General features: G+C 51.1%; 19 protein-coding genes. 8 read left to right on the forward strand and 11 right to left on the reverse strand.

What is annotated here, in order from left to right; genetic code table 11:
* The first annotated feature begins 50 nt into the window (after positions 1-50).
* Positions 51-251, forward strand: a complete 201-nt coding sequence (locus tag JOD20_RS21940) for a hypothetical protein (RefSeq protein ID WP_204757330.1) — start codon at positions 51-53, stop codon at positions 249-251.
* A gap of 552 nt (positions 252-803) precedes the next feature.
* Positions 804-1,754 (forward strand): AIPR family protein, encoded by a 951-nt coding sequence (locus tag JOD20_RS26570; protein ID WP_338034208.1) that lies wholly within the window; start codon positions 804-806, stop codon positions 1,752-1,754.
* A 10-nt stretch (positions 1,755-1,764) separates the two neighbouring features.
* Here JOD20_RS26570 and JOD20_RS21950 read toward each other — a convergent pair whose 3' ends face one another.
* The 3 genes from JOD20_RS21950 to JOD20_RS21960 all read right to left on the reverse strand — a co-directional run bounded on the left by JOD20_RS21950 (position 1,765) and on the right by JOD20_RS21960 (position 4,789).
* The gene (locus JOD20_RS21950) at positions 1,765-2,295 is read right to left on the reverse strand and encodes a DUF308 domain-containing protein (protein WP_204757331.1); all 531 of its coding nucleotides are present in this window, start codon (positions 2,293-2,295) and stop codon (positions 1,765-1,767) included.
* A gap of 72 nt (positions 2,296-2,367) precedes the next feature.
* Positions 2,368-2,889: a hypothetical protein gene (locus JOD20_RS21955; RefSeq protein ID WP_204757332.1), complete on the reverse strand. Its 522-nt coding sequence runs from the start codon at positions 2,887-2,889 to the stop codon at positions 2,368-2,370.
* Positions 2,890-2,935: 46 nt separating this feature from the next.
* Complete coding sequence (locus JOD20_RS21960) at positions 2,936-4,789, reverse strand: bifunctional homocysteine S-methyltransferase/methylenetetrahydrofolate reductase (RefSeq protein WP_204757333.1); 1,854 nt, start codon at positions 4,787-4,789, stop codon at positions 2,936-2,938.
* An 828-nt stretch (positions 4,790-5,617) separates the two neighbouring features.
* Here JOD20_RS21960 and JOD20_RS21965 point away from each other — a divergent pair.
* A complete protein-coding gene (locus tag JOD20_RS21965; protein ID WP_204757334.1) occupies positions 5,618-8,989 on the forward strand; it encodes an ATP-binding protein in 3,372 nt (1,123 codons plus the stop codon).
* Between the two features lie 332 nt (positions 8,990-9,321).
* On the opposite strand, the gene JOD20_RS21970 is transcribed toward JOD20_RS21965, so the two are convergent.
* Positions 9,322-11,151 carry a S8 family peptidase gene (locus tag JOD20_RS21970; protein ID WP_204757335.1) on the reverse strand — a complete coding sequence of 610 codons (1,830 nt, stop codon included), beginning with the start codon at positions 11,149-11,151 and terminating at the stop codon, positions 9,322-9,324.
* A gap of 241 nt (positions 11,152-11,392) precedes the next feature.
* Between JOD20_RS21970 and JOD20_RS21975 the strand changes: the two genes are divergently transcribed.
* Positions 11,393-12,358 (forward strand): metallophosphoesterase, encoded by a 966-nt coding sequence (locus JOD20_RS21975; protein ID WP_204757336.1) that lies wholly within the window; start codon positions 11,393-11,395, stop codon positions 12,356-12,358.
* On the opposite strand, the gene JOD20_RS21980 is transcribed toward JOD20_RS21975, so the two are convergent.
* The 5 genes from JOD20_RS21980 to JOD20_RS22000 all read right to left on the reverse strand — a co-directional run bounded on the left by JOD20_RS21980 (position 12,355) and on the right by JOD20_RS22000 (position 17,848).
* Positions 12,355-13,296 (reverse strand): PrsW family intramembrane metalloprotease, encoded by a 942-nt coding sequence (locus JOD20_RS21980; protein ID WP_054536269.1) that lies wholly within the window; start codon positions 13,294-13,296, stop codon positions 12,355-12,357. The two genes, JOD20_RS21975 and JOD20_RS21980, sit on opposite strands and share 4 nt — an antisense overlap.
* Positions 13,297-13,351: 55 nt before the next feature.
* Positions 13,352-15,157 carry an aldehyde ferredoxin oxidoreductase family protein gene (locus JOD20_RS21985; protein WP_204757337.1) on the reverse strand — a complete coding sequence of 602 codons (1,806 nt, stop codon included), beginning with the start codon at positions 15,155-15,157 and terminating at the stop codon, positions 13,352-13,354.
* A 138-nt stretch (positions 15,158-15,295) separates the two neighbouring features.
* Positions 15,296-16,333, reverse strand: coding sequence for a dipeptide epimerase (locus tag JOD20_RS21990; protein ID WP_204757338.1), 1,038 nt, complete (start codon positions 16,331-16,333; stop codon positions 15,296-15,298).
* A 2-nt stretch (positions 16,334-16,335) separates the two neighbouring features.
* Positions 16,336-17,370, reverse strand: coding sequence for a C40 family peptidase (locus JOD20_RS21995; RefSeq protein WP_204757339.1), 1,035 nt, complete (start codon positions 17,368-17,370; stop codon positions 16,336-16,338).
* A complete protein-coding gene (locus tag JOD20_RS22000) occupies positions 17,345-17,848 on the reverse strand; it encodes a GNAT family N-acetyltransferase (RefSeq protein ID WP_204757340.1) in 504 nt (167 codons plus the stop codon). The genes JOD20_RS21995 and JOD20_RS22000 overlap by 26 nt, the downstream gene beginning before the upstream one ends.
* A 443-nt stretch (positions 17,849-18,291) precedes the next feature.
* Here JOD20_RS22000 and JOD20_RS22005 point away from each other — a divergent pair, with 443 nt between their 5' ends.
* The 3 genes from JOD20_RS22005 (at position 18,292) to rsgA (ending at position 20,439) form a co-directional block, all read left to right on the forward strand.
* Positions 18,292-18,507, forward strand: coding sequence for a hypothetical protein (locus JOD20_RS22005; protein WP_110514741.1), 216 nt, complete (start codon positions 18,292-18,294; stop codon positions 18,505-18,507).
* 111 nt (positions 18,508-18,618) lie between these two features.
* Entirely contained in the window at positions 18,619-19,518 is a 900-nt protein-coding gene (locus JOD20_RS22010; RefSeq protein WP_204757341.1) for an ABC transporter ATP-binding protein, read from the forward strand.
* Positions 19,519-20,439 carry a ribosome small subunit-dependent GTPase A gene (rsgA, locus tag JOD20_RS22015; protein WP_204757342.1) on the forward strand — a complete coding sequence of 307 codons (921 nt, stop codon included), beginning with the start codon at positions 19,519-19,521 and terminating at the stop codon, positions 20,437-20,439.
* 135 nt (positions 20,440-20,574) lie between these two features.
* Here the strand turns inward: rsgA and JOD20_RS22020 are convergent, their stop codons facing one another.
* Together JOD20_RS22020 and JOD20_RS22025 are read right to left on the reverse strand one after the other, a co-directional pair.
* Positions 20,575-21,756, reverse strand: coding sequence for an AAA family ATPase (locus JOD20_RS22020; protein ID WP_054536261.1), 1,182 nt, complete (start codon positions 21,754-21,756; stop codon positions 20,575-20,577).
* Between the two features lie 100 nt (positions 21,757-21,856).
* A complete protein-coding gene (locus JOD20_RS22025; protein WP_204757343.1) occupies positions 21,857-23,083 on the reverse strand; it encodes an SH3 domain-containing protein in 1,227 nt (408 codons plus the stop codon).
* A gap of 152 nt (positions 23,084-23,235) precedes the next feature.
* Here JOD20_RS22025 and JOD20_RS22030 point away from each other — a divergent pair, with 152 nt between their 5' ends.
* Positions 23,236-23,859, forward strand: coding sequence for a histidine phosphatase family protein (locus tag JOD20_RS22030; protein ID WP_204757344.1), 624 nt, complete (start codon positions 23,236-23,238; stop codon positions 23,857-23,859).
* The last annotated feature ends 211 nt before the right edge of the window (positions 23,860-24,070 follow it).

The following is a 24,070-nucleotide window of genomic DNA, read 5'->3' on the forward strand; positions in this document are numbered from 1 at the left end:
ATGCTATACTCCTTAATACAAGCGAAACTAGCATTTAGAAGGATATGAGAATGGACATTAATTTAAGTATCGTTGATCAACGATTAGATGGAATAGTACAAAATTATGGGACATTAATTGCTAATACGCTAAATGTAGATTCAAACAGCACAAACATTTCTCTAGAAGATTCTACGAAAATCAAGTCGATAGCCTTTGTACTATTATGTGTGAGCACAATGCTTGAACTACCACTTGATGTGGCAGTTTAAAGTCTTACAGATGGTGGGAATGATTCAAGTATTGATGCAATCTATTGGGAAGATGTAATCGATGGTGAGTTTGCAATCAACATCTTTCAAGCAAAATATCACCACAAATTAGAGGGGACTTCAGGGTTTCCAGAAAACGAAATAAAAAAAGTTATCCATACATTAAGAGCTCTATTTGATCCTAAACGTAAGGTAACCTTAAATCGACGCTTACTAGTAAAAGTCGAAGAAATTCGATCTCTTATTCTTGATGGTTATTTACCAAAAATTCGAGTTATTTGTTGTAATAATGGAATAAAATGGAACAGTATAGCACAACAAAATATCGATAATCAAAATTTTAGTGCTGATCAGGTTGAATTTTGCTATTTCAACCATAATGATATTATCAGTATTTTACGTAAAAAACAACAGATCAATACTCAATTACAACTTCAAGGTGGAATTGTTACTGAAGATTTCAATTTTAAACGTGTTTTAATCGGTAAAGTTAGTGTCAATGAGATTGTACAAATTTTTGAGAATCACGGTGATCTATTATTAGAACGTAATATCAGACGATACCTTGGTCTAAATAATAATCGAGTTAATTCATCAATTCATCATACATTGCTTGATGAAAAGCAACGTCAGAATTTCTATTTTCTCAATAATGGTATTACAGCTATTTGTAAAAGCTTTAGCTATAACGCACTTCAAAAAGATGATTATATTGTTAGAGTTCAAGATTTACAAATTATAAATGGTGGTCAAACATGTCGCACTATTTATGAAACGCTTAAGGATATTGATGATCGGGGAGAATATGAATCAGTGTGTATTCTTATACGGCTTTATGCAATCGATGATCAAAATCATGATTTTGTACAAAAAATAACTCATGCGACAAATAGTCAAAATCCTGTTGACCTGCGAGATCTTCATTCCAATGATGAAGTACAACAGGATCTAGAGATTGGAATCAAGGATCTTGGGTATATCTACCGACGCTTACGTGAAGATACTGGTTCAGGTTCAACATCAATTCAAAGCACCATTTTAGCAGAAGCAGTCTTAGCAATATGGCGTAAGAAACCGCATCAGGCTAAGTTTTTGCGTCGTGAACATTTTGGAAAACTATATAATGAAATTTTCAATAACTTGACTCCTGCTCAGGCTATTTTGGCTGTATTAATTTTTCGCATGGTGGAAAACGAACGCAAACGTCCAGAATTATTGAATCCAGTCCCAGAATTCTTGCCCTACGCAGCTCATTATATCGCCATGGTTATTGGTGAAGAGCTATTAGTTCAGCATAACCTAAAAGATATCAAAGCAATTACACATACAAAACTTCCAGATCTACAGGCATCGCTACAACATCAAGCACCATTTTATTTAGAAAAAGCAGTTACCAGAATTCAACAGGCTTTAAATCAACTATACACCAATAATGCTATTTCGTTACAACAGTTGTCAGCCACCTTCCGTCGCGGCGATTTATTGAGTATTCTTGAATCATAGGATTAAGCAATCATGTGGAAACTTCACGCCGCAGCTTGGCTAATTCCCACACATTTTTATCACGCGGGCTGTGGGTTATAACATAATAATTGCCTTCGCGGGCAACACCACTATGCTCCAATTTTAAGTTTTGGCTACCAATGAGCTTAAAATCGCCGTGCAAATAGCCCCTTTGTCTGGAGGACCGCACATAGTGCAGTTTGAGCAATTGATCAATCTGCACGTGAGCATAGCCAGCAAGCAGATCGCGCACTCGGCTAAGCAAAGCGCAGCCTACAAGCACAACTATCAGGCCAAAGATGGGCCAAATCAGCAGCCAACCTCTGCTCTCATGCCTAAGCGCAAAATAGAGGATTATGCCGGTACAAGCTAGCAATCCAAGCCAAATGCTAAACACAACAATTTCACGGCGCAAAGCTTGGCGCAGCTGTGGAGTTAACGGGATTTGTTGGCTCAAAATCAGTGGCTTGAGTTTACGATCACATTTAGGGCATTGGTTGATGTGCAGATCAACTTTTTGCTGGCAACGCGGGCAGTGCATGACGATCTCCACAAAACTAGAATTTACCATGCAAGACGCACAAACCGAGTGTTTCGTTACCTTCAAGCATGCTTAGGCTAGCTCCCTTGAGCGGCTAAGCGGCGCTAATCCCCACACGGTTTTACTTTTTGGGCTATAGGTTACGCTGTAATAATTGCCTTCAATCGCCAAATCAAAGTGCTCTTTGCTCAATTGAAGTTTGCCGAGTACGCCAAAATCGCCATAAAAACGTGTGCCCGAGCGATTGCTATATTCCCGCAGCAACTCCAATTGATCAATTTGAACCGTCACAAAACCACTCAGCAAATCGCGCACGAGGTTAAGCAAATAGATGCTTGTTGCGGCAATCATCACCGTAACGCCCAGCCAAGCCCAGCTTGACACAGGATTAATCGCAAACCTCAAACTAGCCAGCACGATTGCAACAAACAGCAAGCCAGCGCTTGGCAGCAAGATTTTATTAATCAGCGATTGGCGTTGTTGTGATGATAAAGGGATTTGTTGGTTCAACAGCAGCGGTTTAAGCGCTTGTTGGCAGTTGGGGCAGCGATTGACGTTCAAAGCGACGTTTTGCTGACAACGTGGGCAATGCATGGCGAATCTCCACAAAACTAGCATTCGCCATGCACTACGGATAAAGCTAGGCGTTGGTTGCCTTCAGCACTTCCAGCACTTCGGCTGCCATTTCGTAGCGGCCAAACGATGGCATGATATAGACCCCTTGGATGCGATCATAGGCAGCGGTCAGAATTTCTTGCGAAACTTGCACCCCAATCGCCCGCCCATTCGAGCCAGCTTCTTTCATGCGCTCCAGTACTTCGTTGGGCAGGGTAATGCCTGGCACTTCGTTATGTAAAAATGAGGCATGGCGATAGCTCTGAACTGGCATCAAACCCAACAAAATGGGAATTGGTAGCGGGCCAAGTTTATCGAGAAAACGATCAAGCTCGGCGGCATCGTATGAAATTTGGGTCATGGCGTAATGCGCACCAGCAGCCACTTTTTGATGCAAACGATCAATTTCCCAATCTGGGTCTTCGGCATTGATATTCAGCGCCACGCCAATTAAGAAGTTGGTTGGCGTGCCAATATCATTACCAGCGGTATCAACGCCGCTATTCATACCAGCAATCACCTTGACCAAGCCAATCGTATCGACATCGAACACGCCAGAGGTACCAGGATACGCGCCAAACGACGGCGGATCGCCTTTCAAGGCCAAGATATTGCGCACACCCAAGGCATGCGCGCCAAGCAAATCGCTTTGCAAGCCCATTAATGAGCGGTCGCGAGTGGTGAAGTGCAAAATCGTTTCCATACCAACTTGTTGCTGAATCAAGTTGCACATTGGCAAGGCGCTCATCCGCACGCGCGCCATCGGGCTATCAGCAACATTAATAAAATTCACGCCTGCGGCCTGCATTTGGCGTGCACCTTCGAGGCAGCGCCGAGGATTGTGGCCTTTGGGCGGGTCGATTTCAACGCTGGTAACAAACGCGCCATCGGCCAACATGCGGCCAAGTTGGGTGGTTTCGGCGCTTTTGCTGGGCAATTGCACGCTTGGCGCTTCTTCATCAACAATCGTAATATTGAGCGTGCTGGCTGGATTCAGATCCTGCAAAGCCGCATGCATACTGCTGATATGCTGCGGCGTAGTGCCACAACAGCCCCCAACAATCTGCACATTCAATTCTTCGATCATGCGTCGCGCATAATCGGCCATATATTCTGGCGACGAAGGATAAAACACGCGGTTATGGCGCTCGGTTGGCCAACCAGCATTTGGTTGAGCCGAAATTGGAATCGTGGCGTTGACGGCGCGCATGCTCTGCACCACCCGAAACACCCGTTGCGGGCCAACCGAACAATTGACTCCAACCACAGCCACGCCTAGTTCGCTAAGTTTGCGTACAACTTCCTCAGGCGTGTTGCCAAGCACGGTGCGGCCATCTTCGGCAAAAGTCATTTGGGCCACAATTGGCAAATCGCCAACTTGCTTGGCCGCCTTGACCGCAATCACCATCTCGCGCAAATCGCTAAATGTCTCAAACATCAACAGATCAGCGCCTTGCTCCAACAAGGTGCCAATTTGCTCGGCAAAGGCTTCTTGGGCTGCTTGTTCGGTTAGCGGGCCGTAGGGTTGTAACAACACGCCCAGCGGGCCAACTGCGCCAGCAATCAAGGTGTTGGTGCCAGCAATTTCGCGGGCTTCGCGGGCCAATTTCATGCCGCGATGGTTAATTTGGCGGACTTTATCAGCAAGGCCAAACGGCTCTAATTTAAAGCGATTTGCGCCGTAGGTATTAGTTTCAATAATATCGGCCCCAGCCTCAATATAGCTCTGATGAATTTCACGCACGACATCTGGCTGGGTCAGATTCAAGGCATCGAAGCACTCGTCAAAATCGTTGCCGCGATTGTACAATTGAGTGCCCATCGCGCCATCACAAAGCAAGGCTCGTTGCCCTAGTTGTTCAAGAAATGGATTCGCCATAGCCTTAGTTCCTTGTCCATTGGTAAAGTTGTTGTCGCACGATCGCCGTTGATCGCCAGTAACTATAGCATATTGCTTAACATTTGCTGGTTTGGGAGTAGGGGTCGGGGGCTAGGGATCGGGGATTGGTATCCGTGCCCTACCAACCCGTTGTACTCAGATCACTATTCACCTCCAGCCGTTATCCTCTCTCGATTAAGCCTCCTTCGCGTCCTTCGCGCTCTTCGCGGTTCCAATCCCCAACCATCGATCCCCGATACACAAACAATCGTTTCGCCACCCTTCCGTCCCAGCGGGAAACGTCAGGGGTTTTCATCCCCCGACACCCCCTAATATTCACGCGTTGGATTGTTGCTATGTTTCCTATTCCCCCAGCATTATTCTTCGCGTCCTTCGCGCTCTTCGCGGTTCCAATCCCCGATTCCCAACTTTTTAGCCACGAATTGCACGAATTGCACGAACAATATTCCGATAGCCGATAGCTGTATTGGTACATTGCGTTAACGACGATTCCCCCTCTCCCGCACGCGAGCGAGGAGGAACCGCTGAATTAGTGCTCCCCTCGCCCGCGTTCAGTGGGAGAGGGGCTGGGGGTGAGGGCATGCACTTGGTTGTCAAGCCAATGAACCATTTACAGATAGCCTATAGCTTCGTCATCGATCCCTGACCCCTTAACCCTGATTTCTATGTTCTTTTTGACTTTTGACTTCTGACTTTTGACTTTTGACTTCCCCTTCATCCTTTATAATTCATCCTTCATCTCCATTCTGCTGGCCGAATTTTTGCTATAGGCTAAATTATCGTTTCGCATGGAGCACCAATCGGTTTATGACAGTTCAAACAACTACGTGCTGCTCAACCTGCAATTTTGCCGAAAACCCGCCTAGCGCGCGCTTTTGTGGCAATTGTGCCAGCCCATTGCCGCTGCACTGTTTTAGTTGTGGCGCGGCTAATCCACCAGGTTTTCGCTTTTGCGGCACCTGTGCTACTGCGTTAATCGAGTATATTCCTGCTGCCACAACTCGCCGCGTAGTAACAATTTTATTTGCCGATGTGTGCAACTACACCAACCTTACCAATCGGCTGGGCGCTGAGCATATGTATAGTTTGCTCGACCCATGCTTGCGTCGCTTGGGCGAAACGGTGCGCCGCTTTGAAGGAACGATCGATAAATTTACCGGTGATGGCTTGATGGCGGTTTTTGGCATGCCCGTCGCACTCGAAGCGCACGCCGCCCAAGCTGCCTACGCAGCTTTGGCAATGTTTGAAGAATTGGCAGCCTACAACGAAACAATTGCTCATGCAGGCGTTCAATTTCAAATTCGGGTTGGCTTGGCCAGCGGCGAGGTGATTGCTGGCTTGCTTGGCTCCGACCGCTACAGCGATTTAACCGTTATTGGCGGGCCAGTAAATTTGGCAGCACGGCTCCAACAAGTGACCGATGCTGGCACGATTATGGTCGATGATGATTTAGCCCAAAATTTGCAGCAGAATTTTGTCTTTAGTGAGCAACATACGGTTTCACTCAAAGGCTTTGAGCAACCGATCACGGCGGCGATGCTTGCAGGCAAGCAGTTATCGCAAACGGTGATTGACGGAAGTTTTGCTTTACCCTTGATTGGACGCGATGCCGAATTACACAATTTGATCGGCGCGACCGAACTCTTGCACAACGGCATGGGCGGGGTGATTGGCCTGACTGGCAGGGCTGGCGTTGGCAAAACACGCCTGACTGGCGAGATTATTCAACATTTGCACAGCCGCGATGTGAAAGTGCTGGTCAATGATTGTAGTAGCGCCACGCGCATTGTACCCTACAGCGCCTTTTTGGGTTTGATTCGCCAATTATTTCAAATTGATCATGCCGATTCTGCCGCCACCATGCATCATAAAATTCAATTGCTGATTCATGAATTGGGCAATATGCCGCTCGATTTAATGCCTTACATCGAATATTTGCTCTCGCTCGATTTTATTGATCAAAGTTTGGCTGAACGGGTGCAGCACCTTGATGCAGCCCAATTGAAGCGCCATGTGTTCTTGGCAATTCGCGAATTGCTGGTTGCTTGCACGCGCCAACAATCAATGGCGATTGTGATCGACGATGTGCAATGGGCCGATGATTTGTCGCTGGAGCTGTTGGAGTTTATTGCCGAAACCTTCGATGCATCATCGCTCTTGCTCTATTTGGTGGCCCGCGACGACGAAACCCCACAAATTCGCCAAACCTTCAACCGAATTTTGGCGCAGGCTCGACAACGCGGCCTCGTGCTTGAACTCAATTCGCTCAGCACAGAAGCAGCCGAAGCTTTGATTAAGCAAATTCTGCCCCAAGCCTCAGCAGTGATGATTGAGCATTTGGTGCGCCAAGCAGATGGGGTGCCCTTTTATTTGGAAGAATTAGCCCGCCATGCCTTGCATGCTGGCCTCGATATTCAAGCCCAAAGCAGCGATAGCCTGCAAATGCCCACAATGCCGCTTTCGCTGCAAGCGTTGATGCGCTCGCGCTATGATCGTTTACCAACCGATTTGGCGTTGAGCTTGGCGATTGCCTCGGTGATTGGCCGCCGCTTTAGCCAGCAATTGCTCAGCCAACTGCGGCCAGAACAGCCAATCAGCGAGCATCTTCAGCAATTGCAACAACGTGGGTTTGTGCAGCCAATCGCCAATCATCACGACGATTGGTCATTTAGCCATTTGCTCTTACAAGAAACGATTTATGCAAGCCTGCTGCAACAGCAACGCCATACCTTGCACGGCGAGGTGGCACAAGCGCTCGAAGCCCAAGCTGGTGAGCATCCAGAACTCTATATCGATGCTTTGGCCTATCACTTTAGCCATTCGCAATTGACTCACAAAGCCTTGGAATATTTGCTGTTGGCGGCCCAACGCGCTGCCAGCCGCTTTGCCAATGATGATGCGCTGCGTTTGTATGATCAAGCGTTGCCATTGCTCAGCGCACTTGAGCCACCAGTTCCCGAGCATGGCACAAGCCTATTTCACGGGCGCGGCGATATTTTGAGCTTTGTTGGGCGCTACGATGAAGCACGCGTCGCCTATCAACAAGCGCTTGGCATGATTCAGCCTACGCCAGAAAACGAAGCCACCCATGCCACGATTTTACGTCAACTTGCCGCCACCTACGAAAAGCAAGGCAACTACGACGAAGCTATGCAGCATTTGGAGCAAGCACGCTTGGTTTTGGCCGATGGCGCATTGCTCGATCACGCCCGCATCGATTGTGATGCAGGCTGGATTGCCTTCCACCGTGGCCATTTAGACCAAGCAGAGCGTTTGCTCAACAACGCCCTCACCATCAGCGAGCTGAATAACCACCACGGCTTGCAAGCTTTGGCGGCCAATCGGCTAGCGGGCATCTTTTGGCAGCGTGGCAATCTCAAAGGCGCACAAGCCTTGGTCAACCAAAGTTTGGCGGTGAGCCGCTATCTTGGCGATTTACCAGCCATGAGTCGGGCGCTCAACAACCTTGGGGTAATTGCGATGGAGCTTGCCGATTGGCATGCAGCCGCGAGTTACTACGAACAAAGCCTCGAAACAACCCAAGCAATTGGCGATTTGAATGGCCAGATTCTGGCCATTAACAACCGTTCGCATTGTATGATGATGCTTGGCTCGCTCAACGATGCCTTGCGCTTCTCGCAGATGGCCTATCGTCTGGCCCGCCAAATTGGCGCAAAGCTGCATATGGCGACAGCCCTCATTCAACAAGGCACGATTTCGTTTTATGTGCAAGATTATCAACGGGCACGCGGCTACTATTTGCAAGCAGAAAAATTGTATTGCGAAATCCATCATTACGATCCCAAGCGGGTGATTATTGCCGAAATGCTTGGACGAATTGCCTTTGTTGAAGGCCGACGCGCCTGCGCCAACCGGATGGCCAAGCGTGCGATTCGGCTGGCCAACCAGCTTGATGAGCCGCAATCGCTCTTCCGTAGCCAAGTGTTGCAAATCTATTTGCAAGCCTACAACGGCCAACGCCGCCAAGCCAGCGAGGCAATTGATCAATTGCTGCAACTCTCGCTCAACAATAATTATTTGTTGGCGCTGGGCTTGACGATTGGCGCAACCATCAAACGGCTCAACGGCGATTACACAGTGGCACTCGCTCATCAAGAACGAGCCGAAATTTTATTTGAGCAAATGAATACCCCAACTATGCTCCGCGAGTATGTTTAAGCCCTAAGGGTATTGGTACATCACGTTAACCTCGACCGAATCCCCCTCGCCCGCGCCACGGGAGCGGGCGAGGGGCTTTAACTTTATGCTTCTCCCGCAATTCCTTGGCGAAAAATGGTCGGCTCCCCTCGCCCGCGTTCAGTGGGCGAGGGGCTGGGGGTGAGGGCATGCCCATCTTTGCTCATCCAATACACTACTAAGTCTCTTGCAAAAACCTGCCCTTAATCGAAAGCAGCGCTGACTTGTGATTACAAGTCAGCGCTGCTGATTGCGCTATGCCAAAACGTGGAAGTATTGCTACTCCCACGCTTCCCGCTCGAAATGGTTGAAATTTAGTCGCTAATGAGACTCCCTGCATTGATGGTGCTGTTCAGGCTTCCTGCATCGGCGTTATTGCCAGCCCAGGTGCTATAGCTACCAGCCCATGTGCTGTAGCTGCCAGCCCATGTGCTGTAGCTGCCAGCCCACGTGTTGTAGCTGCCTGCCCAGGTGCTGTAACTCCCAGCCCATGTGCTGTAGCTGCCTGCCCAGGTCAGATAACTGCCAGCCCACGTGCTGTAACTGCCAGCCCACGTGCTATAGCTCGTGGCAAGGGTTGAGCTATAGGTCGCTGTGCTATCGCTAAATGTATTGCTGGTTGAATCGTATTCGGTCGTCCCTTGATAGTGGTTGCTGGTATCGTCAGGATTGCTGCTGACAATCAAGTCGGTCGTAAGATCCATGCCTGCGTTGGCGCTGCCAGTATTGCTGCCATCGACCACAGCGGTTGGAATAACCTTGCCAGCGCCTTGTTGCCACATGCTATAGGCTGCTTGGCCATCAGCCAAGGTAGCGATTTGTGCAGTGCCAGTCAAGCGCGCTTTGATTTGATTATTGGTTAGGGTTGGTTCATCTTGCAACAAGAGCGCGACAATGCCGCTGACCTCGGCGGCTGCCATCGATGTACCGCTCAAGGCATAATAATTGAGTTGTTGCGACGTTTTAACGTCGGCCCATTGGAGTTGGGCACGTTCGCTCACTAAACCAGCTGCGCCAGAATTAGCAAGCACACTATCTGCTGGTAATGGAGCAATCACCCGTGAGCCAGCAATCACCACATCGGGCTTAACAAAGCGGCTTTCGGTTGGACCAGCAGATGAATAGGCTGCAATCGTATCGCTGCCGTTATCGTTATAAATCGCTGGCCGAATTGCTCCGACGCTGACGATATACGGCACATTGGCAGGAGCCATAATCGTAGCTGGATTTGAACCGGTGTTGCCTGCTGCTGCAACCACCGTAATGCCTTCGTTCCAAGCATACATCACTGCTTGATTCATCGGGTCGTACCAGTAGGGCGAAACAACCTCTGCTTGCAACGAAAGATTCAGCACCCGAATGTTGTATTGATCGGCGTTATCAATAACCCAATCAATCGCTGCAATAATTGTGCTATACGAGGCTTTCCCTTGCGAATCTAAGGCGCGGACAACCACATAATTCGCGCCTGGGGCAATCCCCACCTTAGCAGTGCCATACTCTGGTGGCAAAGCACGATTATCGCCCAACGTGGAAAAGACGTGAGTTCCATGGCCATAGGGGTCGCTGCTATTGAAAATTTGGCTAGTCGCCAACATATCTTTATAGACTAAAAAACGGCTGCCTTGGCTGTAGCGGGCGGTCGTGTTATTGATCCGTTGCCAACGTTCAGGCCGTTCGATGCCAGGCAAGCCCGAATCGATTACTGCCACCGTTACCCCTCGGCCATCGATGCCACGCCGTTGCAAGGCATCGGCACCAGTCACAATTGAGGGGTATTGCAATGCTGGCGGTGTTTTGCCTTTTGGCCCACGGCCAGCCATGCTAGCAGGTGCTTGCTCAACCGTTGTTTGGGCCGAGGCCTCGACCGTTTGGTCGGCAAACACGCGCAAACCTTGGGCTTGAAGTTGTTCGATTTGTGGCGTGGTTAAATGCGCCACACTGGTTTCAAAACGGCTGAATTGGCGTTGGATTGTGCCACCAACTGCCTGAATTGCACTAGTTTGTTGGCTGAGCGAGCCACCCTGCACTAACACTTGTTGGGTCGCTGGCGCAGGCTGGGCGATACCCAGCAAACTGACAACGAGGATTAGGGCTAGCACGAGCCGACCTGGCAATAATCCTCTACGATGTTCTCTATCCATAGCGCCTCCAAATTTGGCATGAATGTGGTGTTTCGAGCGGTCACTGCTGGTATATCATAGGTTATGCCACTAACTGGATTAACGCATGGCCATTAGTCCTAGGTTAGTCCTACCGCGAGGGTGAGATCGCCAAGCCGTGTAGTAGCTTTTCATCGCAGATTAAGCTCGCTGTGGTATAACAGGCCGCAGTGTGTTTAAGCAAGTGCATCGTAACCCACGCACATACAAGGAAAGATGATTGATGATTGATGATCGTTTTGCCGCTTTAGAAGCAGTGCCACGCGGCAGCAAAGATATTGCCAATGTTTCGCATCTGGTCTATTCCCGCCGCTGGCAATATTTTGCTGGGGTTTTGGGCCTGCTTGGTTTGGGCAGCGCCACAACCTTGCTCACCAGCCAACCTCCACGTTGGGCCAAACCAATGCTTGGCGGCTTGTTGGCGGCAGGTACAACAGCAGCGGGCCTAGGCGTGGCCAATATTTGGCGCTTGGCAGTCGAACGCCATACCTTGCGCTTGCCGCATTGGCCAAGTGCGCTCAATGGCTTCAAAGTTGCTCAGCTCAGCGATTTGCACCTTGGGCCGAATTATAGCCAGCATGTGCTACGCCAAGCCTTAGCCAACATCAAACGCTGGCAGCCAGATATAATCTTACTAACTGGTGATTTTGTGAATCGGCCAAGCGATGTTGGCACGTTAGAACGTATGCTGACTGGCATCAACGCGCCACTAGGCGTATACGCCTGCCTTGGCAATCACGATTACTGGGACGATCCGCAGCTGATTGCGCGCACCCTCAGCAAGGTTGGAGTCGATGTGCTGCTCAATCAACATCGGGTGGTGCATTGGCGCGAGCAAGCAATCGTGATTGCTGGCGTAACCGACCCATGGCAAGCTGACGCAGATTTGGAGCTAGCATTGCACAATGCACCTGCGGCCCCGATTATCTTGCTGGCGCATGGCCCCGATTTTGCCGACACTGCCGCCCAACACAAGGTTGCTTTGCAACTTTCCGGGCATGCTCACGCTGGGCATATCAATGCACCATGGTTAGGGCCGCTGGTTGTGCCACGTTGGGGTGAAAAATACCCACACGGTCGATTTATGATCGACCAGTGTGGGCTGTATGTTAGTCGCGGGTTGGCGGGCTTGCCAATTCGCTTTGGCGCAACGCCTGAAGTTGGCTTATTAACCTTGATTAGCGCCTAATAATCTTCCTGAACCTCTAAAATACGGCGGCGCAAGGGGTACAAATCGGCGGGTCGGCAATGCACATCGCCAATTCGCAATTGATATTTCAAAAACGCCAATTCGGTTAATAAATGATGGCGAGTACGCACAATTTGCAGTGCTCGCCAGCCACCGCGAAACAAGGCATGCCATTGGCTTTGCACCCGCCGCCTGCTTGAACGCACAGTTTGGTAGGTTGCTTGATCGATAAATCCACAATGAATTTCCTCGATCAGCTCCAGATCGATCCAATAGCGTTCTTTGCGCCAAGCAATAACTGCGACCAAGACCACAATCAGCACGCCACCGCTACTAATCAACCACGCAATCAATACGCCAGGAAAGCGATAACTAATTGTCATGTTGTGCAGCGCGTGAAACACCACCGCCAAAACCAGGCTCAGCGGCTGCATCACAATCACTACCCAACGCCGCCGCTCATAGCGAATCATGCCCAAGGCCACGCCAATAATGCTGGTGTAGAAGGCATGATTAAAGCCAAAAAGCACCACCCGCAGCCAAAGCAACGAGGTAATCGAGCCGCCACGGCTGGCAAAATAAATTGCATTTTCGGTCATGGCAAAGCCAAAGCCAATTAATGCGCCATAAATAATGCCATCGAGCACACCATCGAACTCATAGCGAAAGAACATATAAATGCCAAACAATGCCAAGGCTTTGAGTGGTTCTTCGACCAAGGGTGCATACCAAACCGGTTGGCTCCCACGGTCAAAGCCCAAGGTAGAAGCAGTATTGGGCAATTCTGCCAACAGCGCGAGGGCCACGGCAGGCACCGCACCCCAGACAAACACTGCTAACAACAGCGGCCATGGCTCTTTTTCATAGCGATCAAGCCACCATAAAAAGGTCACGTACAGCAGCGTTGGCAATACCGTCAGAATAATTGCAAGCCACATTGATTTTCTCGTTGATTGATTGCGGCGCTTTGCTTGGCCATCAATACGGTATGACCTATTCCGTCACCCATGGTCGGGTATCGGGTTCGGGAATACTTAGCTCAGCGAGACGGGCATTTGTGGGAATCCCATCACTGTCCCATCCATGAAGAGCATAATATTTCGTTAGCAGTGTGTCAAGAGTGGGAATTTGATTGGCGGCGATTCCGCTGGTTAATGGTTGTTGTTGCCAGCGCGCGCTAAGTTCATCGTGATGGCCCCATTGCAAGGCCAACAAACGCTCAACCGTAATAATGCGCTCGCCAACTTTGGCCAAATCGGTTGCTGAAACCTGCTTGCCAATATCGGCGCTCAGAATCGTCGCTAGTTCTTTGGGGGTCATTTGGTAGGCTAAGCTGGCCAAACGCCGACAAACTCCGGCGCTATCGAGGCCAGCCACAAAGCGTTCGTGCCAAATCAGGCGCTCAGGTTTGCCATTGACCACGCTTGGTTGATGGTCGTCGCTGCCCTTGAGCCATTGGGGAATCGTATCCAGCCACTCGTACCAAGGCATCGCGCCACGGGCATCGCCGCCAATTGGGCTGGTTGCCAAATGCAAGGCCCAGCCTTGAGCCGCACGTGGGTCGAGCGGGCTAAGCGGCAAATTATTGGCCAGCGGGGCAAATTGCTCGCTACCATAAAAGACTTGGCTCATCTCGTACACGCCCAACGAGAGCAAGCCCCCGATGCCTTGTTTGGTGGCAATCGCATCAATTGCCGCCAAAATCGCCGCTTCATCGCCCCATTGCAAATCGTATTGGCGGGTCAATTCGCGCTGGCGACATTCCATCAAAAAGCCAATCGCATTGGCGGTTGCATTCGGATCAAGCCCATAGCGCAAACAGCGCTGGTTGGCTTCAATAATTGCGGCGGGAGTTTGCAAGCCACAGCGCGCACCAAAGCTCACAATTGCTTCTAGCTCAGGCCGTGGTTGGTTGGTGGTGGCAAAATCGTGGTAACACGGCAGCGGGCAGCGCGGACAACCGCGATCATAAATCTCGCCAGCATAATCGCCAGTTGTTGGCATCACGCTTGGCTCGGGATCTTGGCCATTGCGCCCAGTAATTGCGCCATGATGCGCAGCCAAATCAACGTAGTAGCTCGAACCATAATCGCGAATTGCTGCTGCCAGCGGGTCGCGGCCAATCCGTTCGGTAATTGGCTTAAACGCTGAGAGGAAAGTCGCGGTATCGGCAGGCTTGACCATGCGCGTGCCACGCACCACAATCGCCTTGAGCCGTTTGAGCGCCATCACCATACCCGTGCCAGCAGGCTCGGCCATGTAGCGACCTTCGGCCACCAAAGCAGCATAGGGCAACATCTTTTCGCCAGCCTGACCAAGGGTCAAAACTCGCGCATCAGCGCCATGTTCGGCCATCAGGGCATCGTTGATTTGTTGGGTGTCAAGGCCATTGAGGTGATTGGCGGGGTAGAGTTCTGCTTGGCCATTATCAATCACGGCGTAAAGCCAAGCAGTTGCTTGACCAACCACCCAAATTGCATCGAAGCCAGCCCGTTTGAGCGCCGCGCCCCAATCGCCAACCGCCCAACTATGAATCAAATTGCCAGTGATGGGAGAACGAGTGGTCGCGACAAAGCCGCCAGTAGCGTAGGCCGGAGTGCCAGCCAACACCCCAGGAGCCAGTAACAAAGGATTATCAGGAGAGCGAACTGCTGTATCGGGGGGAACAAAATGATACATCAAGCCCGCTGTCAGCCCACGTCCACCCAAATATAGCTCGCGAATTGGCGATGGGATGTCAAACGTGGAAGTACTGGCTGTGTCGAGGTTAATGCGTAACGCACGCCCGATAAACGCCATGCGTGGTCTCCTTCCGAAGCTACTACGATGCGTATTGTACAGTAGGTACACAAGTCTAGCAACGCATACCCTGTACTATTGCCAACTCGCCAGCAGTACGAGCCTAAAAGCGCTTCTCTAGGCGGTGTAGGCTGTATGCTAGCGTGTTTCAAGCCGAGCAGCGTTGAGCGCTGGCCAATCGATTTGCACGCCTAAGCCTGGCGCTGCTGAGGGTTGAATGCTGGCAGTTTCAAAGCTTAAGCCAGTTGCCAGATCATTGGCAATCAACAATGGCCCATCAAGGTCAACGAAATCGACCAACCCAGCCAAGGCACATGCCGCAGAAACCCCGATGCTGCTTTCAATCATACAGCCAAGCATCAGCTGCAAGCCATGGGCGCGGGCGGTAGCAATCGCTGCTTGTGCGCCGACAATGCCGCCAGTTTTCATGAGCTTGAGGTTCACGCCATCAACCAGGCTGGCCCAACGCGCCACATCAGCAGCAGTTTTAATTGGCTCGTCGGCAAAAATTGGCACGCCATAGTTGGCAGCTTTGAGCTGAGCATAGCCATCAAAATCATCAACTGCCAATGGTTGCTCAATTAACTCAACGCCTAAATCGGCCAAAGCTGGAATCAACGTGGCAGCAGTTTCGCGGCTCCAACCAGCATTGGCATCAACCCGCAAGCGGCTATTGGGCGCAGCTTCGCGAATAATCGCCACGCTGGCCAAATCGGCAGGCCCGCCCAACTTTACCTTGAGAATGGGATAGTGGGCCACGGCCAAGGCTTGTTGACGCAAGGCTTCGGCCTCTTCTATTGGCAAGGTGACTGAGGTTTGGGGTAATTCCAAGCCATTCAAGCCCAAGAGGTGGCGCAAGGGCACGCCAAGTTGCTGGCCCAAACGATCATGTAAGGCCAAATCCACGGCAGCGCGGGCAGCCCGACTTTCAAAATCAAGCTTGCCCAACAGCCAGCTAATTGCTGCTGGATCATAGCTGCTGGTGATTGTGGCGCGATAGCGTTCGAGCCAAGCCTGAATTTTGGCGGCAGTCTCGCCGTGGTAGGCCACCGCAGCGGCTTCGCCCCAGCCATCATCCAAATTCAACAGCACATTATGACGGGTGGTACTAGCACCGTGGGCAATCCGAAAGGTGTTGCGTAAACGAAGTTCAACCGGATAAAGCGCCCATTCCATGGCTATTGCTCCTCGCGAATCCGCCGAATAACGACCAAACCAGGGTTGCCTTGAGCCTGATAGACCTGCTGATGCACTTCATCAATTCGATCAAGCGAAATGCTCCAATTGCGTTGATTGGCATGGATCATCCACTCGTTGTCAAGCGCAATCGAGACGTGGTTAATCCGTTCGTGGCGATAATCTTCGATGTTGCGCAGCACGCCCCAAAACAGCAAATCGCCAGCACCAACCTCTTCACGGCTGATCAAATGGCCAATTTGCGATTGCTGATCGGCATCACGGGGCAATTGCACGCCCAGCCAACGGTAAGCCGCCTGCGCCAAGCCAGAGCAATCGAAGCCAAAGCTGGTTGTGCCTCCCCAAAGATAGGGCACGCCGATCAATTGGCGAACTGCCCGCAGCATATCGTCGATTCCCGATTGATCAGCAGAAAAATCATCGACTGGCGTTAATGAATCGGCTTCGAGCCAGCCAGGCACGCCAGCAGGGGTGCTTATAAAGGCTTTGCCATCGCGAAATTCATCAATTTTAAGCCGAATGCCCCATGGCAACAAGCCAATTTGCTCGCCTTCTAAGCCAAACAATGGCAGCCAGCGGCTGGTAATAACGTGAGTGGCAGCGTTGCGATAATCGCTTGGCTGCTCGTGGAGCACAACGCCGTTGCGATGTACCCAACCAAGATAACCATCGCTGGTGATGACGTTTAACCATTGTTGATCATGGGCGATCACCTCTAAGCCTTCGCCAAAACTGGCCTCGGTGACCAATTCTGAATCGCGGGTGGCCTGCCAGCGCACATCCAACACCCCAAACCCAACCGTTGCAAAGCCGTGTTCGGGCTGCTCGCGCAGCACAATCAACTCATCGCGCACATTCGGCAACAAGGCCAAAAGCGCCGTATGCTGGCTCCGATCCAACACCCGACCACGGAGCACCGTGCCATTGTCTTCTTCGACGTGGGCAGCTAAAATCGTCATGCGCCGACGATCAAATTGGGCTGCATACTGATCAATCGTGGTTTGAAGTGGATGCATCGTTCACGTCCTCTGCTAGCATGAAACCGTGATTGGTAAAAAAGTGGGCCTGTGAACTATTGGCGAGCACGCGAACTTGGACCCGTGGATAGCGCGCTTGGGCTAAGCCATTGAGGGCTGTGCTGAGCAAGGCTTGCTCAAATTGTTGCTGCTGAAAGGCCTGATCAACCGCCAACTGGAGAATTTCGACGGTATTGGCCTGTTTGACCACGACAATTGCGCCCAGCAAACCGCTGCGAGTTTCGATCACAAATGAGCAGGCATCGAGTAAGCGGCCATACTCGCCTTGTAAAGCAGCAAAGGCCCAATCGATGCAGGCCGAGAGGGTTGGCGTAGGCTCGTTGGGGAGCGGTAGGCCAGCGGCATGCACAAGCCGACCCAAATCAACCCCATCGTCGGTGCTTAAATAGCGTAAAGGGTACGGGGCATCAAGCACGCCAAGCCGAGTTGCCGAGTGTAAGGTTTGCCAGTGATCCATGGGGTATCCTTTGAGATCGCGATTAAGGCTATGCTACCATATTTTTGGGTAATCCGAACGATTGCTAGCTCCCCCAAGAGTCCTAGTTTGATAATCCGCCTAAAGACTGAGAGATCGCTACTTGACGGCCTGCAAGCGGCTATGCTATTCTAGGCCTGTTCGAAATCAATTCTGCTATTTTCTTAGATGGAGGCTGCATGATGATCAACTTGATCAACAACCAACTGCGCACTGCAAGTGATGCAGGTACCCATGCGCCCATCTACCTCGTGCTTCTCTCCTAAAGCGATACGCTAATAAGCACCGAGGGCCGTGGGCGTGATTCTAACAACGCTCACGGCTCTTGTTTTCTGCGGCTGTGGACCTGCCTTTCTATGATGGGCCGTGAGCATTCTTTCAAGCAAGATACTCATGGTCTATTACGTTTGTTTAGGAGGCTCCTAGTGTTAATGCTCGACCGCGATGGAACCGTCCTGTGTGTAGAAAAGCCCAAGCCCAAAACCAACGCCATGAAACGGGCGTATGCTGAGTTGCCCCACGAGCCAGATCAAGACCAAACCAGCCGCATTGGCCGTTTGGTCGACTTGGCCTTCGATCAACTTGGCTTCCGGCGCTTGGAATTGCATGTCAGCGACGACCACGCCAGCAAACGTCGATAATTCTCCTCAACGACGAGCGAGTGTTGATCGATCCCATCTATCGCATATCATGGAATTGCTAGCAGCCCTAGCAGTTGACCGGTTCGTGCAACCATTGGATGGAGTACAACAATGCAGCAAGCATCTGCTTTAGTGGTGGCAAATATCTATAAACAATTCGGCACGAGTGAGGTCAAACATTGGCTCACTCGTCGCCCTCGTCCCAACCCTAAGCCTCCGGTCGTTGCGGTTGACCATATCAGCCTCGCTGTGGCCGAAGGCGAAATTTTTGGCTTGCTCGGGGCCAATGGTTCAGGCAAATCAACCTTGATTCGCTTGATCTCAACCTTGCTGATTCCCGATGCTGGCCAGATTCAGGTGTTTGGCCTCGATGTACGCACCGATGAGAAAGCAGTCAAACGCTTAATCAATCGGGTTAGTGTCGAGGCTGCGTTTTTTAAGAAGTTGAGCGCCTTAGAAAACTTAATGTACGCCGCCCGTTTGTACGATCTCAAGCCAGCCTATGCCCGCACTGAATCGGTGCGCATTTTGGCAGCGCTCGGCTTGAAAGAAAAACGCTTATATGAGCCGCTAGAAAATATGTCACGCGGCATGCAGCAAAAAGTTGCCATCGCCCGTGGCTTGCTCACCAAACCACGGCTTTTGCTGCTCGATGAGCCAACCACAGGGCTTGATCCCCGTTCGCGCTCGGATGTGCAACGCTTTGTGCGTCGTTTACGCGACGAATCAAACACAACCGTCTTTTTGACGACCCACGATATGGACGAAGCCGATCGGCTTTGCGACCGCATTGCGATTATCGATGCTGGCAAAATTGTGGCCTTGGATACGCCGCAAGGACTTAAAACCAGCATCGGCCAGCAAATCGGCAAGCCCAACGCCACCATGGAAGACGTTTTTATGACCCTCACAGGCCGCTCGTTGGCCGACGAAGATTTTATGGACGAAGACACCGATTATATGGAGCACAACCATGACCAAACTACTGAACAAAGCATTGAAGGAGCGTGAATGAACGGAACAATCATGCGGGCCCAAAGTGGCTTTTTCTGGGTAAAACTCGACGAAACCGGTGAGACCTTGCGCTGCACCCTGCGCGGGCGGCTCAAAAAAACCAAACAATATAGCGATCTCGCAACGCTCGGCGATTATGTGCGCATCACCCAAACCATGCCAGGCGAGGGCGCTGTCGAAGAGATTTATCCACGGCGCAGCAAGCTCGCGCGAACCGCAATCAAAGGTGCCCGCTTTGAACAAGTGATTGTCGCCAACCTCGATATTGTGTTAATTACCTTTGCTGTTGCTCACCCTGAGCCACATGTGCGCATGATCGATCGCTTTTTGGTCATTGCCGAGGCCAACAATCTCGATGTGGCGATTATTGCCAATAAATGCGATTTAGCCAGCGAGAGCAAACAAGAGGTTTTCAACATCTACGAGCAAATTGGCTACCCAGTGTTTTATACCAGCGTCGCTACTGGCCAAGGCATCGAGCAAGTTCAAGAAGCAATTCATAATAAAATTTCGGCCTTTACTGGCCCCTCAGGCGTTGGTAAATCGAGTTTGCTCAATGCCATTCAGCCAGGCCTGAATTTGCGCACTGGCGATGTGAGCGATGCGGTCAATAAAGGCCAGCACACCACCGTTGCTGGCGAATTGGTGCCCTTGCATGCTGGCGGTTTCGTGGCCGATACACCTGGGATTCGTGAGCTTGGCTTATATCAAATGGAGCCAGACGAACTCGAATGGTGCTTCCGCGAATTCCGACCCTTTATCGACCAGTGTGAATTTAGCGATTGCACTCATACCCACGAGCCAGACTGCGCAGTCTTGACAGCGGTTGAGGGTAGTCAAATTAGCGCCGCTCGCCATCAAAGTTATGTCAAATTGCGTGACCAAACTGCTGAGCAAAGCGCCAGCCAACGCTTTTAAGATCCCTCACCCCCAGCCCCCTCGCTCACTGAATGCGGGCGAGGGGGAGCTTCGTTTTCACCACAAATCATGTAAAAACCATAAAACAAAAGCCCCTCTCTCGCTAGGCGGGAGAGGGGTTGGGGTAAGGGAACCTTAGCGCCGATTGTTATTTTCGGTTGAGCGGGCAATCGAAGGGCCTGGAGTGTGAGATGGTGGCCCAGCGACTTCGCGTACCGATGGTGGTGCTTGCTGCTGTTGGGCTGCATAATCGGCGGCAAATGCGGCCAAAGTGGCATCAGGCTCATAGAAGAAATCGAGGTTGTTGCCATCTTTGGCTTCTTCTTCGGAGACCACGATTTGCACTTTCGCGCCATTTGGAATCCCGCCCGAAGCCAACAAGTCGGCCAATGGGGCATCAATATCCTTCATCAAGCGCGAGCGCAATGGGCGTGCCCCAAAGCGTGGGTCGAAACCACGGCGCAAAATATAATCGCGTGCTTCTTCGTTGAGGCTAATTTCAACCCCATGGCGGCGATATTGATCATTCGATTCAGCAACCATGCGATCGAGCACTTGGCGCAAGGTATCGCTGCTCAATGGGCGGAAGGCGATAATTTCATCGATCCGGTTGATCCATTCAGGGCTAAACACCTTTTGCAGCGATTCGAAACCGATTTGGTAAATTTGTTGGCCGGTTGATTCGACGACCCGATTAGGCGTGCGGAAGCCAATCGTGCGTTGCGAGACATAATTTGCCATTTCCTGAGCGCCAACATTCGTAGTCATAATAACAATAGCGCGTTGGAACGAAACTTTGCGCCCACCGTTGAGCAAAGTAATCTCGCCATCTTCCATAATTTGCAACAACAAATTCCACAGCTCAGACGTTGCTTTTTCAATTTCGTCAAACAAGATCACAGCATTTTCTTGCTCGATTAAATCGGGGTCGAGCAATGGCTTCTGATCGCGTCCGACGTAGGAGGGAGGAGCACCAAGCAAGGCTGAAACTTCGTGGCCTTGGCTAAACAGCGAACAATCGAGCTTGAGGAAACCACCGCCTTGCGGATGCAAAAATGCAGCTAAACGCTTGGCGCATTCACTTTTACCAACGCCAGTTGGCCCCAGAAAAAGCAAAGTTGCCCGTGGGCGTTGCTGGCTACCAGCGCTAAAGCCAAAGCGGGCGCGATTTAAGGCCCGAATTAAGCTTTCGATCGCCCGATTTTGGCCAAAGACACTGCTGCGTAATTCTTGTTCAACCGCATCGAGTGGGTTTTTATCACCGCGCACCGCTCGTTGCATGGAACCGCTGATCGGTGTTTTTTGCTGTTCATCCATACTTTTAACCTCCAAGACAGATACGGCAACCATGGCAAAACCCGTGAGACTATTGTATCCCACGGGTTTTTGCTGAGTCAAGGATGCTTAGTCCTGTTTTTTATGGCGCTACAGGGATGGTATTTAGTACCGCAGGGTTGATAGTCAAGATCTGACCAACGACCCATCCTTCGCTGCCATCGGGAAGCTTGATTTTGAACCAAGCACTATCGCTGCTGCGACCAGTCAAAGTCAGGTTCACACCTGCATCGACCGTCGTGACAACCGCGGCACCAGGTGCTGAGCGCACATTGCCACCATTGAAGGTCACGGCAAATGGTGCATCGCCACTGACTGGAGTAATTTTGTTGACTTCGCTAGCTGGCAAATCGATCGTGCTGCTATTGAGCCAGCCCGATTGGCCACTTTGGCTAATTGCCACCAAGTACCAAACTTCGCCGTTGACTGGCATTTTGACCACGATCCGCGCAATTTCGCCAGCGGTCACGTTGCCACGTTGGTTGGCTGGGCCATATGGGGTGGTGTAAATAATGCCTGGGCGGCTAATTACAACATTATCCAATGGCACTGGCACGCCACCAGCAACAGCAGTTGGTTCGACTGGTGGGGTAACTTGGGTTACTGGCGTAGCACCATCAGCAGGGGTTGGCACGACGGTTCCGGAAACTGGTTCAGTTGACTCAACTGTTGGCGTAACATCGACGGGAGTTACCGCAGCATCGCCCAAGAAGCGATCGAGGGCATCGCCCTTAATTTCAATTGGTTCGTTGGCGGTGGCCAAAACTGCACCCTCAGCGTTGGCAACCGTCACTTGGACAGTATATTCCGATGATTTGCGGCCATCTTCGTGGTCTTCGATTTCGGGAATGGTTAACCGAGCTTTGCCAGCGGCCACGGTCGTGGTCATGGCAGAGGTATCAAAAAACTCAAATGGCCGGCCATCTTCCAATAAGATCGCTCCCACTTGGCTATTGTCAGGGGCATCTGTGGCAATGTTGATTTGAGCCGTTAATTTGCCATCGCTTACAATCATGCTGGCGCGCTCAATGTCGAGGGTGGTTTCGGCCACGGGGGTAGGCACAATTTCTTCGTCACCACCTTGGCTAATCACGCCATAGGCCACAGCGCCAAGCACCAAGATCAGCACAAGGCCGACCAAAATCATCCCAAGCCCGCCACCTTTTTTTGGTTCTTCGGGGGTTGGCAAGGAGGTGTAGTCAGTTGGAACGTAGTCAGCAGGCAACGAAAGTTGATCGGGGACTTTTTTGCGCCGTAACTGCCAAACAGTCGTTGGCTGAGAACGTGGTGTTAAGGCAACTTGAGACATTCGGCTCGCCTCCCCCACGAAGTGTGGGTTACTAAAAAATGCAAAGTTATCGCTTTAGGGCGTATTATAGCGAGGAGAGATTGATTTGACAACGAAGCCAAGTTTTGGCTTTGATACAATAGCCTAGCATTAGTGTCAAGCGAGGTCGTCTTATGCGGTTGATCGTGGTTCGTCATGGTGAAACAGCCTGGAATGCTGAACGTCGTTATCAAGGCCATTTGCCCATTCCCTTGAATGCACGTGGACGCGAACAAGCGTTACGCGCCGCTCAACGGCTCGCCACATTAACAATTGATCAGCTTTATGCCAGCGATATTGCCCGGGCTTGGGAAACTGCCAGCATCATTGGCGCACACATTGGGCTGGCTCCGCAAGCCTTGAGCGATTTACGCGAGATTAACGATGGTGATTGGGCTGGCCACACGCCAGAAGAATTGCACAATCTCTTTCCCGATCATATGCAATTAATCAAACTCAACCCTGACAGCACCCAACGGCTCAATGGCGAATCGTATGCTGAATTGCAACAGCGCATGGCCAACGCCTTCGATCATTTTGTTGCCAATCATCGTGGCCAAACCGTGGTCGCAGTTTCGCATGGCGGGGCGATTCGAGCCTTGGTTTGCCATCTGTTGGCAGCACCACTCCGCCATTTTGGCCGTTTATGGCTCGATAACGGCGCGTTCGTCGAAATTGTGGCCCACGGCGATGAATGGCGCGTTTTGCGGGTCAACGATGCCGCTCACCTCGACGGGGTGTTTGCCAAGGGGGAGTAGCGAATTATGAAGGATGAATTATGAGGGATGAAGGGAAAAGGCTGAAATCAGAAGGCAAAACTCAGAAAGGATGAAGGGGCGAGGGATCAGGATTCAGGGGCGAGGGGGTGGGAATTTAACGCAGAGGCGCAGAGGGTGCGAGGCTGAAGGCTCTAGGCTATCGGAACGTTTTGTGGAGTTTCAAACAATAGCCCATAGCCAAAAGCCTATA

The organism is Herpetosiphon giganteus (genome assembly GCF_016907925.1).
Lineage (GTDB): Bacteria > Chloroflexota > Chloroflexia > Chloroflexales > Herpetosiphonaceae > Herpetosiphon > Herpetosiphon giganteus.

Bases quoted from the DNA above. Each gene is read 5' to 3' on its own strand.
- JOD20_RS21960 (WP_204757333.1), bottom strand. From the start codon at position 4,789: ATGGCGAATCCATTTCTTGAACAACTAGGGCAACGAGCCTTGCTTTGT.
- JOD20_RS21975 (WP_204757336.1), top strand. From the start codon at position 11,393: ATGATTGATGATCGTTTTGCCGCTTTAGAAGCAGTGCCACGCGGCAGC.
- JOD20_RS21950 (WP_204757331.1), bottom strand. From the start codon at position 2,295: ATGCACTGCCCGCGTTGCCAGCAAAAAGTTGATCTGCACATCAACCAA.
- JOD20_RS21985 (WP_204757337.1), bottom strand. From the start codon at position 15,157: ATGGCGTTTATCGGGCGTGCGTTACGCATTAACCTCGACACAGCCAGT.
- JOD20_RS21970 (WP_204757335.1), bottom strand. From the start codon at position 11,151: ATGGATAGAGAACATCGTAGAGGATTATTGCCAGGTCGGCTCGTGCTA.
- JOD20_RS22020 (WP_054536261.1), bottom strand. From the start codon at position 21,756: ATGGATGAACAGCAAAAAACACCGATCAGCGGTTCCATGCAACGAGCG.
- JOD20_RS22010 (WP_204757341.1), top strand. From the start codon at position 18,619: ATGCAGCAAGCATCTGCTTTAGTGGTGGCAAATATCTATAAACAATTC.
- JOD20_RS21940 (WP_204757330.1), top strand. From the start codon at position 51: ATGGACATTAATTTAAGTATCGTTGATCAACGATTAGATGGAATAGTA.
- JOD20_RS21990 (WP_204757338.1), bottom strand. From the start codon at position 16,333: ATGGAATGGGCGCTTTATCCGGTTGAACTTCGTTTACGCAACACCTTT.
- JOD20_RS21955 (WP_204757332.1), bottom strand. From the start codon at position 2,889: ATGCATTGCCCACGTTGTCAGCAAAACGTCGCTTTGAACGTCAATCGC.
- JOD20_RS22025 (WP_204757343.1), bottom strand. From the start codon at position 23,083: ATGTCTCAAGTTGCCTTAACACCACGTTCTCAGCCAACGACTGTTTGG.
- JOD20_RS22030 (WP_204757344.1), top strand. From the start codon at position 23,236: ATGCGGTTGATCGTGGTTCGTCATGGTGAAACAGCCTGGAATGCTGAA.
- JOD20_RS21995 (WP_204757339.1), bottom strand. From the start codon at position 17,370: ATGCATCCACTTCAAACCACGATTGATCAGTATGCAGCCCAATTTGAT.
- rsgA (WP_204757342.1), top strand. From the start codon at position 19,519: ATGAACGGAACAATCATGCGGGCCCAAAGTGGCTTTTTCTGGGTAAAA.
- JOD20_RS21965 (WP_204757334.1), top strand. From the start codon at position 5,618: ATGACAGTTCAAACAACTACGTGCTGCTCAACCTGCAATTTTGCCGAA.
- JOD20_RS21980 (WP_054536269.1), bottom strand. From the start codon at position 13,296: ATGTGGCTTGCAATTATTCTGACGGTATTGCCAACGCTGCTGTACGTG.
- JOD20_RS22000 (WP_204757340.1), bottom strand. From the start codon at position 17,848: ATGGATCACTGGCAAACCTTACACTCGGCAACTCGGCTTGGCGTGCTT.